11 protein-coding genes and 1 tRNA gene are annotated in these 15,531 nt (G+C 33.6%); 6 read left to right on the top strand and 6 right to left on the bottom strand.

Annotated features, from left to right (window positions below; all coding sequences use genetic code 11):
* Positions 1-222: 222 nt before the first annotated feature.
* The 3 genes from OZP10_RS20415 to OZP10_RS20405 form a co-directional block, all read right to left on the bottom strand.
* Complete coding sequence (locus OZP10_RS20415; protein WP_281632513.1) at positions 223-1,047, bottom strand: N-acetylmuramidase domain-containing protein; 825 nt, start codon at positions 1,045-1,047, stop codon at positions 223-225.
* Positions 1,047-3,194, bottom strand: a complete 2,148-nt coding sequence (locus OZP10_RS20410) for a hypothetical protein (protein WP_281632512.1) — start codon at positions 3,192-3,194, stop codon at positions 1,047-1,049. The genes OZP10_RS20415 and OZP10_RS20410 overlap by 1 nt, the downstream gene beginning before the upstream one ends.
* Before the next feature lie 74 nt (positions 3,195-3,268).
* Positions 3,269-5,284 (bottom strand): hypothetical protein, encoded by a 2,016-nt coding sequence (locus OZP10_RS20405; protein WP_281632511.1) that lies wholly within the window; start codon positions 5,282-5,284, stop codon positions 3,269-3,271.
* 258 nt (positions 5,285-5,542) lie between these two features.
* Between OZP10_RS20405 and OZP10_RS20400 the strand changes: the two genes are divergently transcribed.
* The 4 genes from OZP10_RS20400 to OZP10_RS20385 are packed head-to-tail and all read left to right on the top strand — an operon-like array spanning position 5,543 to position 8,021.
* On the top strand, positions 5,543-5,971 hold the full coding sequence (locus OZP10_RS20400) for a hypothetical protein (protein WP_281632510.1): 429 nt from the start codon (positions 5,543-5,545) through the stop codon (positions 5,969-5,971).
* 7 nt (positions 5,972-5,978) lie between these two features.
* Positions 5,979-6,626, top strand: a complete 648-nt coding sequence (locus OZP10_RS20395) for a hypothetical protein (protein WP_281632509.1) — start codon at positions 5,979-5,981, stop codon at positions 6,624-6,626.
* Positions 6,599-7,381: a sensor histidine kinase gene (locus OZP10_RS20390; RefSeq protein WP_281632508.1), complete on the top strand. Its 783-nt coding sequence runs from the start codon at positions 6,599-6,601 to the stop codon at positions 7,379-7,381. Before OZP10_RS20395 ends, OZP10_RS20390 begins: the two co-directional genes overlap by 28 nt.
* Complete coding sequence (locus OZP10_RS20385) at positions 7,371-8,021, top strand: response regulator transcription factor (RefSeq protein ID WP_281632507.1); 651 nt, start codon at positions 7,371-7,373, stop codon at positions 8,019-8,021. The genes OZP10_RS20390 and OZP10_RS20385 overlap by 11 nt, the downstream gene beginning before the upstream one ends.
* 1 nt (position 8,022) lies before the next feature.
* On the opposite strand, the gene OZP10_RS20380 is transcribed toward OZP10_RS20385, so the two are convergent.
* Entirely contained in the window at positions 8,023-8,535 is a 513-nt protein-coding gene (locus OZP10_RS20380) for an adenine phosphoribosyltransferase (RefSeq protein ID WP_281632506.1), read from the bottom strand.
* Positions 8,536-8,649: 114 nt separating this feature from the next.
* On the opposite strand from OZP10_RS20380, the gene OZP10_RS20375 reads away from it, so the two are divergent.
* Positions 8,650-8,723 (top strand) — tRNA-Arg (locus OZP10_RS20375).
* Between the two features lie 189 nt (positions 8,724-8,912).
* Here OZP10_RS20375 and OZP10_RS20370 read toward each other — a convergent pair.
* On the bottom strand, positions 8,913-9,077 hold the full coding sequence (locus tag OZP10_RS20370; protein WP_281632505.1) for a PTS sugar transporter subunit IIBC: 165 nt from the start codon (positions 9,075-9,077) through the stop codon (positions 8,913-8,915).
* Positions 9,064-10,554, bottom strand: coding sequence for a recombinase family protein (locus OZP10_RS20365; RefSeq protein ID WP_281632504.1), 1,491 nt, complete (start codon positions 10,552-10,554; stop codon positions 9,064-9,066). The genes OZP10_RS20370 and OZP10_RS20365 overlap by 14 nt, the downstream gene beginning before the upstream one ends.
* 343 nt (positions 10,555-10,897) lie before the next feature.
* Here OZP10_RS20365 and OZP10_RS20360 point away from each other — a divergent pair, with 343 nt between their 5' ends.
* Positions 10,898-15,466 (top strand): AAA family ATPase, encoded by a 4,569-nt coding sequence (locus OZP10_RS20360; RefSeq protein ID WP_281632503.1) that lies wholly within the window; start codon positions 10,898-10,900, stop codon positions 15,464-15,466.
* The last annotated feature ends 65 nt before the right edge of the window (positions 15,467-15,531 follow it).

The following is a 15,531-nucleotide window of genomic DNA, read 5'->3' as shown; positions in this document are numbered from 1 at the left end:
ACCCGACAGGTCTAAGATCTTGTCGGGTTTGTTTTTTTGTTTCAAGTTTGAAGTTTCAGGTTTCAGGTTTCAGGTTTCAGGTTTTTAACCGCAAAGAACGCAAAGGTTTACGCAAGGTTCGCTAAACTTTGTGTTCTTTGCGTAAACCTTTGCGTTCTTTGCGGTAAATCTACACCCAAAGTTTATCAACTTGAAACCTGAAACTTCAAACCTGAAACAAACTCATTTAGAATATTTCTGATACGCTCTCATCAACTTTTCATCGTGTTTATTGGTTTTGTAAGCTGGTCCGTTGTATTTTAAAGCAAATGAACCCCAGTTTTTGTTTCGCAGCAATCCAATCAAATTATTCTTTTCGAGAAATAGACCGAAAGCTTTTAAATGTTCACCTTCATTCTTATTCATTTTTTCTACATATTCATCAACACTACTGTAACCGATGGAAACTGCATTAAAACCCATAATCTGAAAAAGTCCCCAAGAAGCCGAACTATTTGCTGCGTCTGCGATTTTTTTATCTGTACCAAGATTTTTTGCCTTTTCTAAACGCACATATTCGGCTGTTCCGCCAACGTAGTACTTTTTAGTATAATTTTCAAATAAAATATCCTGTGTATTTGCATTGACATAAATTCTTGGATTGACACCTCTTTTTTCCAGTTCTCGCCAGAAAATATGCCCTTCAAATAAAATCTTCGGACGACCATCGATCAAAAAACCTTTTCCATTGCTTTCGACTTCGTTTACCGCTTTTACAACCGCGAGTTCTAAATTAAACTGATTTGAAAAATCGATTAAATCCTGTTCTGACAATAATTTACTGTTTGCCGAAAAGCCATTGCTATTTTTCTCTAAAAGTGCCGACCAAGTTTTTAGTCCCACTACTCCATCAACGACAAGACTGTTTTTTAACTGAAAATCCTTGATTGCTTTATCTGTTTCTGTCCCGAAATAATCGGAAACAATTACACCGTACTTTAATTTGGACAAAAGCTCGTTTAAATAATAAACTTCGGGAGATTTTGTGCCTGCTTTTATGGTTCTCATTATTTTTTATTTATGGTGAGAATTGATGTTTTGGAAAAATCAAAAACATCGTTTTTAGAACCTGTGAGATTATCATTTTTGTCAAAATAATTAACTTTATATGAAATCAGTGTCGTATTGTTCAATGTGTTTTTCATAATAAAATTGAACAATATAGGCGTCGAGAATTCAGATTTTAAGCGCTCGATTGCAAATTTACTTCCCGTTTCCTGAACTGTTAATTCAACCGTTATCCTTGTCGTTGCAGCTGTCTGGCTTTTAATCTGAACTTGAACATACCTATTATAAGATGTTGATTGCGAAACAATCTGGCTAAACTCAGAACTAATATTTTCGATATTTTCAAAATCAAAAAATACATTTTTCAATTCGCCCGAAGAACTTGGGTTCAATGCCGTAAAATCAAGAAATTTAGTATCGTTACTTATCAGCTGCGGATAATTTTTAAAGAAAACACTGTTCAGATATGTTGCATTTTGATTGTAAAGCAGCAAAATAGAATTGAGCTTGCAGTTTGAAATAGACTGATTGTTGATTTGAATTTTCTTCGTCGGATTATCAATCAAACTTTCGACAATTTCTCCGATAGTTTCTTCAAGATTTAGTTCGATTACGCTTGTATCTTTTATTTCTTTGTATTTAAAATTGATGTTAGCATATTGCGAAATTGTATTGTTTAACGCATTGATTAAAATGCTGGCTTCCGACAAATTTTCGGTTGAGAGATCAAAAATATAATGTTTTCCATCTGCCGTAATCAATGCTTGCTGAAGAAAGTAGTTTCCATTTACCTCAAACTCAGCTCCAACATCGTTAGGAAATAGAAACTGAACCTTATCAAAATAATCGGCTGCATCACCATCAATAAAATTGTTCTGCAATAAAGCAATTTTCAGCTTCGCAAGATCATAATTGGAAAGATTCGGACGAACAGCAAATTGAAAAGAGATCTTCGAAATTTCTTCAGATGTATCAGTGCCTTCTTCGTATGCATGAAAAATAGTCGTCACACAAGGCCTCATATTATCTAAATCTTTGGAGAGGCTGTAAATTTTAGAAATCAATAAAAATGTATTAGGCTGTACCATTGATTTATAAATCGATAATTGGCTAAAGTTATATCCTGAGACGAATATCTGTTTAAACTCCGAAAAATCTTCATTTAAATTAAAAGGATTATTAAAAAACGGGCCTTCGTTATTCCAGTATAAACTTGTCTGAGCATTGGGTACACGCGGATAATTTACCGTTTTATTGATTTTAAGCAGAAAAGTGCTTTTTACATATTCTTCTTGAACCTCGGCTTGTATATCATTATCTCTTCTAATTCCAGAAATTACCATTTTTGGCGCTACCGTTCCCGTTCTCGTAGTTTTTACCATTAACGGACTTGATATAAGCGTTGCTTTTGGCTGTAAAGTTGTTTTGGCTGTTACATCATTTTTAGTGATAATTGGGTTTCTTAAAACCGCTATATCTTTCGCAAACAAAAAATTACGTTTTACCTTAGAATATCCTTTAAAGTCAAAAAACAAATCAACATCGCACATTAAATCGCTTATTTTTGAAACTAAATTCGAAAAGGCAATTTTTACAGCTTCATCAATTAAATCAAACTGAATTTCCTGAGTGGCAGTATTTACAGTTCCGTTAACTCTAACAATATCATTTTTTACTTTTAAATTCAAAACGGCCTGTCTAAAATTTAAATCGATACTTTTCTCGTTGGCTTGCAATGGTCTATTTTTAATACTGTATTTCAATGTAACTCTTCCCATAAATCCGCCTTCATCGGCAGATTTGCCCGGCACTTCTTCATAATAAAACAGCGTTCCGTTGTTAGGTTCTACTTCTACTTGAGGAAAAAATAAGGTAATTTCATTTTTAAAATAATCCTTAAAGGAATCATTCTCTGTAATAACCTTATCTCCCTCTATCAAAGGACAATAATTTTCAATAAGTGGCAAAACTAGAATGGATTTAATATCTATAGAATGAATAATAGGATGCTCGATTACCTTAAATTCAGCATTATTTAAAAGTGTCGCAGTTGCAAATGCCGTACTGGGTTTGGCAGGCTCGAGATTGAATCGGTTTACAGGAACCAATTTGGTTCCGCTAAGCTTAAATGTATTTAAATCTGGCATGACGTTTAGGTTTAAGTGATGAGTTAAGAAACAAAAGGGACATTACGTCCCTTTTGCAAAATGTCTCAAAAAAATTATTCCATAAATGGAGCTCTGATTTTCTCGATATCGGCATTTTGAGCGTCTGTTCCTGTTGGAATTTCAAACAGAACATCGCCTTCCTGATAATCAAGTTTGATGTAATCTGTTGAAACAGAAACTTTTTTAGACTTCTTGCCAATTTTACCGTTGCAAGTATATTTTACTTTATACTCTGTCGGTTTCACCGTATAATCTGCCTCATACCACGCTCTGTAAGGAATGGCATCTTCAAAATTATCAACTGTAAATTTGTACTTCTTAGAAGACATTTTATCTGCTTTCAAAGTTACTTCGAGAGTGTCGCAATCATAAAGCGCTTCTGTAGAAAGCGTATAATTGATCATGTTCTGAATCGGAAGCGGAACGAATATTTTAGTTCCTTCAAATTCATATTCTCTCGTTGTGTCTTTTAACTTGATTCTCTTGTCTTTCTCGTACATTACTTCTTGTTTTACTTTAACTTTAGAAGAGCCGTTGTTTTTTACAAAATCAAATACAAAAGCATTTTTTTCTTTGGATTTATCGTTCCAGGTTGCAGGGAAAATTGCATCGATTTCTTTACCAGATCTGCTGACATTTTTCACATACGGAGTTCCTTCTGGCGCAATCATTCTGCCTGAACTTTTCCAGATTATTTTGCCTTTAGAATCTGGATATCCCACTTCAATAGAAACTTGACTCACCGGATTATCATTCACAATATCACTGTCTTTATCCAATTTAACTAAACCTCCGTTTAAAGATGCGATCACTTGTACTTTTGAGAAATCTTCATCCAATTGAATTTCGGTAATGTAGTTTTTCAAATCTGCTTTTGCTTCAGCGCCAGATTTTAAAGTTAAAGGTGTTAAGTTTCCACTGATTTTTGAATCTAAAACTTCGACCGCAGAAAATTTGATTTCGTCTGCAAAATCAGTTTTTCTAACTTGACTTCCATGTTTTAAGCTTACTCCTACACTTGCACCGCCAAACAGTATTCTGAAAAGCCCTCCTGACTTTTCTGGAGCTGACGCAGGTGTAAATTGCTTATCTGCGACATCAAAAATCTGTTTCTGCAGCAGTTGAAATGCAAAATCTCTTTGTTTGGTAAAAAGCGCCTCCTCTACTTTTTTTCTTTCTTCATTAGAAAACTGGTTATCAGTAATAATTTCGCTTACGATACCGCCTTCGGTCACGATTTTCTCATATTCACTTTCCCAGTCCACATTAACAAATCCTACACTTACATCTGCTTTTGCCGAAAAATAACTATGCACTTTTTGCGCCTTAACTTCTGTTCTGATAGTGGTTGTTGGCATGTAGCCTTTGTATTTAATTTTGTTTTCGACTACCAGATTATTAGAACCAGATTCTAATGCATTTTTTACTAACGAAGCGCTGTTACGCCCCATAAGCACAGAAAGTGCGTTATCTCCTAATCCAAATGTAGTTCCTGCTCCTTCGCCCTGAATATTGAATGTCCAAGGATTTGCTCCACCAAAAGGATTGTTTGGGGATTTTTCGCCCACGACGTGCATCGTTATCGTATTCTCTGTTAACTGAATAGGTCTAACATTGGTTTCATTAAAATCGCGATCGACACCTTTTAGGAAAGAAAATAATCCAAACAGTTTTGATTGTCTCTGATTATTGTAGCTGGTATGTAATTTTGTTTTTAATTTATCGATTGCTTTTTTCAATAATGCTTCAGGCAAATCTATTGTACTGGTTAAAGTAGTGTATGCCCCTGCTTCTTCTTCTAATCCTTCGGCTCCAATTACGGTTGAAGAATCTCCTTCTGATTTAAAAACCTGCATCGCAAATTTAAATCTTCCATCTGGGTGTTTAGCTAGACGTGGTGCTTTTGGATAATAGTAAAACTGCATTGGCAGACCGGCATCTCGTAATAACATATTATTAGGATCTGGCGAAAAAAGCACTGCATAATCTGCTCCGTCTTCTTTTTCTAAAAGAATTTCTACTGTTCCGGCTCCTGCATGAGGATAACCTAGAGGTGTTGGTTGTGACATAATTTAAAAATTTAATTGATTATTTAATAGGTTACATTTATGATTGCCTGTTTTTTACCTTAAAACTGACGATGTAAAATTCTATTTTTACAAATTATTATGTAACAGTACTTTAACCCAATTTTTTAAATATTTTTACCTAATCAAAAAAGGGTATATTTCCCCTTGCCGGAATTTTTCGTTTCAAATAATTTTGTCTTGCATAACAACTCAAAAAGCTGTTAACTAAACATTTAACCAATTAATCAATAATAAACTATGAAAAATCAACCCGCAAAACCAAGTCAGTTGATCACAAAAGAATTTGCTAGACAATTAAATGTGAATTACAACAATAAAAAAGCTTCGCTAACAGCAAAAAAAGCAGAAAAAGAAGATGCGAATGCTATCTGGTATTCTCTAGAAGAACTGGAAAATTATATTCATTATATCAAAACTAATGGAGCGAAAGACGGTTATGATGTAGACGGCATCCGTTTTTATTTTGGGGTATATCCAGACGACGAGGCACATGGAGAAAAAGCAGGATTGACCACTTTATTTTTGGTTCCTACAGGAAAAAAAACACAAAACAAAAGCACACAAATGCAAAGTTTTGCTTTAATGCAAGAAATGTCTTCTGATATCCAGAGCCTTGAGCCAATGAATTACGGAAACATCGGAAGACCTCCAAGCTTATTATACTAAAAAAATTATGTTCGAATTCTTAAGATCTTATATCATCTATATGGCTTTATTGTCAGGAACGATTGGTTTATTTGCGTTGCCAAAACTTCCTGGTAATAAAGCTAAATTTTTAGTAATTTTGATCTGGTTTTCTATTGTAATTGAAATTGTGGGCTATTATTTTACCTCATGGACGGGTTTGCTCAATTTTTATGTCTACAATTCCTATATGTTTGCCAGCCTCTCTGCCTATATCCTGCTGCTAAGAGCCCTTCTTACAAAAAAAGACCACAGAAATTCGGCTGTTCTATTTTTAATTTTGTTTATGATGTCTTTTTTCTTGAATATTTTATATTTCAAAGAAGACATAAACCGTTCCTTTACCTATAGTTTTGCAATTGGTGTATTGTTAGTTTTAATATTATCCTGCCTTTATCTGATTGAGATTTTTAATTCAGAAAAAATATTGAATTTTAAAAAATCGGTATTTTTCTGGTATATTCTCGGTATACTCGTTTTTCATGTTCCTTTTACACCTTTTATGCTGGCTATTAACTTGTTTCTAATCAAACAAGACGATTCTATTTTTAGTTTGGTTTTGTTTATTTTAAATTTTCTGACACATAGTTGTTTTATAATTGGATTTATATGGAGCGAAAAGAAATACAATTATTAGTCATTTCCCTGAGTATAGTTCTCTTTACCTTAGTTGGTGTTCTGCTTATTATTTTCTTTTATTTTCTAAAGAAGAAAAATAAATTTTTAGTAGAAAAAATGGAAGCCGATTTGTATTTCCAATCCGAATTGGTTAAAACGAGAATCGAAATAAAAGACCAGACATTATCTGAAATCAGTAAAGAATTGCACGACAATATTGGCCAGATTATTTCGGTGGCTATTATGCAGCTTAACATCTGCATTAGTAGTAAAAATGTACAAATAAACGAACTTAAGGATCTAAAAGCTGTTTTAGCAAAATCCTTAGACGAATTAAGAATTCTTTCGCGAATTATAAACAAAGACAATCTTCTTCAAAACAACTTTCTCGAAGCCATTCAGCAGGATTTAGAAAGGATCAAGAAACTTAAAAAGATTAAATTCAATTTTAATCAAATCGGGCCAGTTCCAGCCATAAATAAGGAACATGAACTCATTATCTATAGAATTTTCCAAGAAGCGCTTCATAACAGCTTAAAACACTCCAGAAGCGATTTGTTTGATGTTCATATCGAAACTACCGATTCTCATTTCACTTTAAAATTAAAAGATTTCGGAATTGGTTACGATCTTAAGAAGTCAAATTCAGGAATCGGATTGAATAATATGAAATTAAGGGCAAAACTTATTGGTGCCGCATTAATCCTTGATTCAGACAGCACCGGAACCAGTGTAACTATCGAATATCCTTTAACCCAAGACCATGAAGACTAACGCTAAAAGAAAAATAATAATTGTAGACGACCATTTGCTCTTTTCGCAGTCGCTTGAATTGCTGATTAAGAGTTTTGGCGATTATGAAGTGATAGAACGTTTTGAAAACGGAAAAGTTTTTATAGACTACATTGAAGAAAATAATTCTACCGAAATTGATCTTATTCTGCTCGATGTCAATATGCCTGTTCTGGACGGTTTAAGCACCATGAAATGGCTCAAAGACAACAGACCCGATCTTAAAGTAATTGCTTTGTCTGTAAATGATGATGAAGAAATTATCATAAAAATGATTACAAACGGAGCAAAAGGCTATCTGCTAAAAGATACTTCGCCCGAGATTTTTAAAGAAGCGATTGAATGCGTTGTCGAAAAGGGTTTTTATTTCACCGAACTTGTTTCTGGAATGCTAATCAACAAAGTCAACAGCGATAATAAAAGAATCTCTTTAAAAGAAAAAGAAATTGTTTTTATTAAACATGCCTGCACCGAAATGACATACAAAGAAATTGCATCAGAAATGTGCTTAAGCCCAAAAACCATCGACGGCTACAGAGAATCGCTTTTTGATAAATTGGAAATAAAAACCCGAATCGGACTAGTGCTTTATGCCATTAAGCATAAAATTGTTTTTGTTTAGACTAATACGTTAATGCGGCAAAAACGGGATACGCTGCAATTTTTTCTCTTCCGTTCAAAAAAGTCAATTCCATCAAGAAATTGCATTGCACGATTTCGCCTCCTAATTTCTCCACCAATTCACAAACTGCTTTTGCGGTTCCGCCAGTAGCTAGAACATCATCATGAATTAAAACGCGATCTCCTTTTTTAATAGCATCGGTATGCATTTCTAAGCTATCTGTTCCATATTCCAACTCGTAGGACGCAGAAATCGTATCAAACGGAAGCTTTTTTGGTTTCCTTACTGGAACAAATCCAGCGTTTAATTCCTGCGCAAGCAGCATTCCGAAGAAAAAACCACGCGATTCAGCACCAACAACTTTGTCTATTTTTTGATTTTCTAATGAATCAACCAAGATTTTTAAGCAATTTGTTCGCGCTTCTGGGTTAATTAGTAAAGGAGTTATATCTTTAAACAAAATTCCTTCTTTTGGAAATCCCTGAATATCACGTATATAATTTTCAATCTTCATTTTTTTTTAATTTTCTGTTATTTTTCTCTTGTTTATCTCACATTTATGTCTATCTTTGCACCCGCAATAAGCAATCAACAAAGCTACAAAAAAATAGCTAATTGATAACAAAAAGGCCTCGTGGCGCAACTGAATAGCGCATCTGATTACGGCTCAGAAGGTTACTGGTTTGAATCCAGTCGAGGTCACTTAAGGAGACAACTAGCAAATAGTTGTCTCTTTTTTTATGCCCTAATGTGTAGATTTTTCAAGCCTTCACAGCCTAATATTTGTGGTTCGATTTTTTCACAAGAAATTCTTAGTCTGTTTGAAATAAACAGTCTTAAAGTGGCGCTATCAGAGATTTAATCGAAGCTGAACGATGGTTCGAAATCCCGTTAAGGATATAGGATTTTTTTCTCTTTTGGTTTATCGTAATTTTTTGATACTAAATACAGTAATTCTAAAATAATTTTAGCTTCCTTCTCATCTATCTGAATACCGTTTTTGGAAAGAATAATAACGGCTTTCTCTACTGAAACATTCTTCTCAATGAAATTCATTTTTTCTATTGTTTTTTCGGTTTCTTTTTTTTGATAATATTTTTAAAAATGCTTGATTTAAGCCTAAAGATAGATCTCCTGTTTTAAAATTAATTTCCGTCGGTGGAATAAGATTTACAAGATGTCTTTTATCTGAAGCCTCAAATTCAGAAAATCTTTGAAAGATTTCAACTAATGCTTTTTCTTCTATTTGATTTTTTCTATCAATCCCTTTTAATTTAACGGCAATATCATGCACTTCCTTTTTAAGATTTTTAGTGCTGACTTGATTCTCTTTTCTTAATTGGTTGTAGTCATCAATTTTTAATATTCCAGCTATAAATAATTTTCTGCCTCGAGAAAGGGTCAGCTCCTCCTCATTTATTTTCCTCTCCAATACCTTTTGAGTGCATAAATAACTTGCTTTCTGTGTTTTTATATTCTGGTCTTCCAAAACTTTTTTAAATAATTCAACTGCATTCTTTGAGAGCATTAATTGTCGAAGCTTGTTATAATAACGGTCATTAAGGAATAATGCATTTATTCTTGTTCTACATCCATTATGACAATGATAATATGGATAGTTTTTTGATCTGCCTTTTGAAACACTTCCGCTAAGTTTTCGATTACAAACAGGGCATATTAAAAAACTTCTAAGAAAAAATAATGATTGTAAATCATCTTTCTTGGCAGTAATTCTTCTTCTTGTATTGATAACAGACTGAACCTGATTAAACAATGACTCAGATATCAATGGCTCATGTAATGCTTTTACCACTCCCTCATTACCAGAGTCAAGTGTTACCGGTATAAGCCCGCAATAAACAGGATTATGTAAAATCCTAAAAAAGTGCGATCTTGAGCATACTAATCCTTTCTCATTGACTATTTTAATGATTTTGGATATTTTATGATCGTTCCTCGCAACTTGATAAAAAGCCCATTTTATAATTTCGGCTTCGGGCTCTTTAGGAGCAATACCTTTCCTACCATCCATCATTGTCAAATTGATAAATCCTAACGGTGCCTTACTAGGATGTCTGCCCATCAGCTTTGCCCGACGAATGCCATTTGAAGTGTTTTGAGCCCTTCTCGCATTTTCTGCTTCCGGAACAGCCAAATATACAGCCAGCATTACTGTGCTTTCCGGCACAGAAAAATCAATTGGCTGATCAATAGCCTTTGCTGTTGTTTTGTATTTCCGGAGCTTTCCAATCATTTCGTAGGCATATTCAACATTGCGGCTAAATCGATCCCATTTGATAAATAGTATATTTTTGTCTTCTCCTGAAGATTTCTTTTTGATTTCTGAAAACAATCGGTTCCATTCTGGCCTATTGAAATTCTTGGCTGAGTAATCTTCTCGGTAAATTCCTTTGACTTCGATATCGTAATATTTACAATACTTTAATAATCTGTCCTCCTGTTCTGGCAAGGAGTAACCTTTTCTTTTTTGTTCGTCCGTACTTACACGAACGTATAAATAGGCTGACTTCATATAATTATATATTTGTTGGTTCTATAGTATCTATTCAAATCAAAACAGAATTAACCTGAGAATAAAATTTTGCCATACTAACCTACAAAGAGAATATGAACATAGTTATCCCAGTATTAATTAATTTAATTTATTCTTTCTTAACATATCAATTGGTTCAATTTCACCTAAAGTGATTGGAATGACTTTTTATCAAATAAAGGTGTCATTTTTCTTTTTTATTTACCATTAATAAAATTACTATATTATCACTAATAAAAAGGATCAAAATAAGCATAGTGCAATTTAAAACTGTTCTGCAATTTGTTAACTTTACATCTTATCACACATCTATTTATTCTTAATGTTAGATATTCTATATTCAAATCCACCAATAATTACCGAAGCATATATCAATAAACCATTGGCATTGGCAAATAAATCTTTTCCTTACAATGAAATTGCAGACAGCCGAAGGTTTGAAGAATTACTTTATAGTATTAGCTATACATTGATTGGCAAAAATAAGTTTCAATTATATGATTCTGTGAGTTTGATGTCGGGTGTTCGAGATAAAGGAAGAGACTGCGCATTTTTTACAAATGGAGTGTCAACAGGAATTATACAGTGCAAAAAATATAAAGAGCCTCTCAAAAAATCAGCTTTTGGAGAGGAAATAACCAAATTTATCCTCAATAGTCTTTTGGATAACAGACTGATTCCTAATCCTTCTGAATTTACTTATTACATTGTAGTATCCAATGGCTTGGATTCAGACTGCCGTGATTTCATTGATGGTTTACAGCATCTTGTTGATAACGAAAATAATTTTGAGAAATGGGTTGTAAAAAACTTAAAGCAGCCAACTTTACAATCATTATTGCTTCCTGACACCTTGGAAGAGGTGCGCAGAATAATTAAATTGATTACAGTGGAAACGTTAATTCCTGCTGATCTCGACATACTTCTATCTGAGCCTGAATGCTTAAAATTTATTCCCCTTTTTTTTGAAGTAAAATCTGTTGTAGATAATAGAGCAGTTCAGGAGCTTGAAAAAAAAGTATCCAATTATATTAATCAAATACTTGATGAGCCTGTTTTACGCAGCGAATTAATAAGCGGTTCTTCAAGCCTACAGATGGAACTCAATGAGTTTGAAGAAATTTTTGACAGCCACATTGAAAGAAAAGAGACTGCACAATTGTTAGACTGGGTGAATTCGCCTGCAGATAAAAACATTCAGGAAAAAGAATTGAATATTTGTCTGCTGGCAGGAAATGCGGGAATGGGAAAAACCGTTATTCTCAAAGATTTATACGATGCCCTAACTGCTCAAGAAATACCGGTTTTAGGCCTGAAAGCCGATAAGCTACATGCTGCAAATTTAACTGATCTAAAAGAAAAAGTGGGACTTTCGATTCCCATAATCGATTTTGTAAATCAATGTAAGGCAAATTACAATAAAACTGTAATAATTATAGACCAAATAGATGCATTGTCCCAATCAATGTCTGCCGATCGCAACTTTCTGCAGGTATTCAATACGCTAATTCAAAATTTTAAACATGATCCGAAGATAAGGCTTGTCATATCAGTTAGGATCTTTGATCTTAATCATGACTCCTCACTGCGAATCTATAAGAACCTCAAAACTATCAATGTAGAAATTCTTGATGAAAGCCAGGTTTTGCATCAGCTGGAAAAAATTAATATAACCAGTAAACAGCTAAATAATAAACTTTTCCAATTATTGCGCACTCCAAACCATTTGAATATTTTTTCAAGAATTGCAAAAAAACTTGCTCCGAATTATAATTCAATTAGCAGTCTTCAGGGCCTATACTCAGAATTATTCGAGCAAAAAATCCTATCCATTGAAAGTTATGCTCCTGTAAAAAGTTCAGCCGTTAAAATCCTTTTGTACCAGATTTCAAGCAAAATGTTTGAACAGCAGTCCATAACAGTTAGCGAACATAACTTTGAGGAAAATTATCAGGAACTAAAGTATTTAGAAAGCCAGCGTCTATTGAAGAAGGAAGACAAACAGATACAGTTTTTCCATCAGACGTTTTACGATTTTATATTTGCCAAACAGTTTGTCGAAAACAACTGGAATCTAATCGACTACATACTAGAGCAGGAACAGTCTATTTTTATAAGATCGGCTGTCAAAATGATCCTTTCGTATTTAAGAGAGATTGACAAAATCAACTATGCAAGAACTATAAATCAAATTCTTAATGATCAGACTATACTCTTTCATATCAAACAGATGGTGTTTATAACTGTGCTGACGCAGGAGAATCCAACAATTGATGAGCTTGACTTCGTAGTTAATACAACAAAAATAGATCCAAATTTCCTTCTTGTGTTTTTTGAACATGCAACAGCAGTGAAATGGCTGTATTTGGCTATTGAAAAAAAAATGGTTTTTACCGTTTTGGATGATCAACTGTCATGCGGAAAAAACAATATCCCGGAGGAGATGCTGAAATACATTCAAATGATAATCTCTTGGTTTTTTAACAGGTTTATAGAACAGAATGAACAAAAGGCATGGGAATTTGTTCTCAAATACAAACAAGATTATTTAAAAAAAGAGATATTAATGCGTATTTCTGATTGGTCAAATAGACAGGCTTATACACTTTTAGAACAGTGCTCAGACTTCCACATTAGTGATTCTTTTGGATATTTTATGGTCCTAAAAAATATGGCAAAGAATGATCCGCAGTTCTGTTTTGAAAAATTCAAACAGAGATATCTGGATGATGGTTTTCTCGATCAGCAAAGCAGGACTAAAGATCAGGGAAAAGAGCTTTTAAACGAGCTTTCAAATAGTATTCCAACGACCGTATTCAATTATTTGATCGATATCATCAAAAAAGATTTGGATAAAAATGAGTACATCTACGAAAACATAGATAGCGACCAGCTGTTTACCGAGGTAGAACTTCAAGACGATTATTTTATATATGGAAAAGAATACTTGTACTGGCAGGCAGCCCACTGCCTTCGATTAATGGCAAAAGAAAAAAATGATAAATTTATGCATTTTGTCAATGCGAATAAAAAATCTGCATCAGCTGTAATTCTGCGCCTGCTTGTATTTGCTTTGAAGAATAATGAAACAGCATACAAAGACATTGTTTTCGATCTATTCTTTCATGTTGTTCAAGAAAACTTTTATCTTGCTTCAAGTGATTTTGGAACGGAGTTTCTTGCAGTTTTTGAAACAGCCTTTGCCGAAATGAATACAAAACAAAAGCAGGAAATCTTAATAAAAATACCATTGATCAGAATTAAGGGTGAAGTTGGAATTTGGTCCTTTGGAGAGAAACCGAAGCTCGTCAGCAGATGGGGTTTGACACAATTTGTAATTCTATCAGTAATACCTCAGAAGACCATTGATGCAGATGCTGCTCTGCTAAAATTACAGAATGAGCTTCATCGTAAGGTCAAACATTGGAATTATACAAAATTTCGTTCAACAACAGGAATAGCAGGCTTCGTCCATAGGCCTCTTGATGATGATGCATATGAAAGAATGTCAATTAGACAGTGGCTCAAATCTTTTTTAAAATACAACAGTAACATTCCTTTTTCAGGATCAGATCATCTAAAAGGTGGAATTTATGAGCATTCACATGCGTTTCGAGATTACGCAAAAAAATTCGCAAATAAAAAATTTGAAGAGATTGTCCGACATGCCATACTAAATCCCATTATAGAAAGATCATATCCTTTGGCCGGCCTAGCGGGACTATGTGAAGGCAGGTATGATCCTTTGACAGTTTTCGAACTTTTTAAAAGTGTTCTTTCAACAATGGAAAAGAAATATGATTACAATTTGATAAACATAGCTAGATATTTGTTGGAAAGTGAAATCTACGACACTTTTATAATCTTTTATTTGAAAGAGAATGCATTGCAATGGAAAAACCAGAGAGTTTACAAGGATCTAGAAATTCAGACAACCATAAAAGGGCTTTTTCACAGAGGCTTAAATTCCGACTATGGCATGGCGATTAAAGCAATGATGAACTGTAAAACACCTCTTTATGAGGATATCATATTTGAAACTGCTGAAAAAATCTTAAAAGATGGACCTAGAGACGCTAAAGCTTTAGTAATCCATGAATTTGCCCATTTGAACAGTCTGCATTTAAAGAGATCATATTCCTTATTTATTAAATACCTGCTTAGTGAAGACGATATATATATCATTGCCTCGGGCATATGGGGAATGCAATACATGGTAAAAGATAATTTTGTTTCGTTAATTCCAGTCTTTGAAAAACTTATTAGATGCGATAAATTAGGAAAAGACGATAGCAAAATGTTATTTTCAATTCTCTATTTTTCCTATCTACGAAATACACAGGAAGCAGAACCACTTTTAATCGAATTATTAGAAAATAGTCCGTCGTCCAGAAATTCAGGTCTAAGGGATATTCTGAAACATTTCAATTTTAATAATTCAGCTCCTGAAAAATCAAAACTTCTGTTAGGAAAAATTATAAAATTTGCTCAAGATGACCTTGAAAACAATTTAGAGTTTGATCATCTGCCTATTGAAGACATAGATATCAATGAAATTCGAAGCTTTTTAGAAAGCATCATCAAAATGCCCTATTATAAAATCACAGGCGACTTTATTGAATATTTAAAAAATCAATGTTCTAAGAATATAATCGAAGCAATTGAAGTTTTTAATTTTGTTATAGCAAATAACAAGCTGAATGTTGAAGATTATAGGGTTTATCACAATGATGAACTGGCCAGATTCATCGTCGGAGCGTTCAATGCGCTGAAACAAAACGATCAGAAGAGTAAATTTTACAGAAAGCAGCTGCTTAAGTCATTCGATGATATTTTAAGCGACTACAAATATCGAAGCAGATCGGAAAAAATTCTGGATGAATTATTGTAGTGATCTAAAGTCTGGACACATTTGCCTCTAGTTATGGACACTCTTGAACGATTTAGAGCAAAAAT

The organism is Flavobacterium luteolum (genome assembly GCF_027111275.1).
Classification (GTDB): Bacteria; Bacteroidota; Bacteroidia; order Flavobacteriales; family Flavobacteriaceae; genus Flavobacterium; species Flavobacterium luteolum.
Note: the sequence above shows the minus strand (reverse complement) of the source record. Positions and strands in the feature narration are given on the sequence as shown.

Coding starts and splice junctions, on each gene's coding strand:
- OZP10_RS20415 (WP_281632513.1), bottom strand. CDS start 1,047: ATGAGAACCATAAAAGCAGGCACAAAATCTCCCGAAGTTTATTATTTA.
- OZP10_RS20410 (WP_281632512.1), bottom strand. CDS start 3,194: ATGCCAGATTTAAATACATTTAAGCTTAGCGGAACCAAATTGGTTCCT.
- OZP10_RS20405 (WP_281632511.1), bottom strand. CDS start 5,284: ATGTCACAACCAACACCTCTAGGTTATCCTCATGCAGGAGCCGGAACA.
- OZP10_RS20400 (WP_281632510.1), top strand. CDS start 5,543: ATGAAAAATCAACCCGCAAAACCAAGTCAGTTGATCACAAAAGAATTT.
- OZP10_RS20395 (WP_281632509.1), top strand. CDS start 5,979: ATGTTCGAATTCTTAAGATCTTATATCATCTATATGGCTTTATTGTCA.
- OZP10_RS20390 (WP_281632508.1), top strand. CDS start 6,599: ATGGAGCGAAAAGAAATACAATTATTAGTCATTTCCCTGAGTATAGTT.
- OZP10_RS20385 (WP_281632507.1), top strand. CDS start 7,371: ATGAAGACTAACGCTAAAAGAAAAATAATAATTGTAGACGACCATTTG.
- OZP10_RS20380 (WP_281632506.1), bottom strand. CDS start 8,535: ATGAAGATTGAAAATTATATACGTGATATTCAGGGATTTCCAAAAGAA.
- OZP10_RS20370 (WP_281632505.1), bottom strand. CDS start 9,077: ATGAATTTCATTGAGAAGAATGTTTCAGTAGAGAAAGCCGTTATTATT.
- OZP10_RS20365 (WP_281632504.1), bottom strand. CDS start 10,554: ATGAAGTCAGCCTATTTATACGTTCGTGTAAGTACGGACGAACAAAAA.
- OZP10_RS20360 (WP_281632503.1), top strand. CDS start 10,898: ATGTTAGATATTCTATATTCAAATCCACCAATAATTACCGAAGCATAT.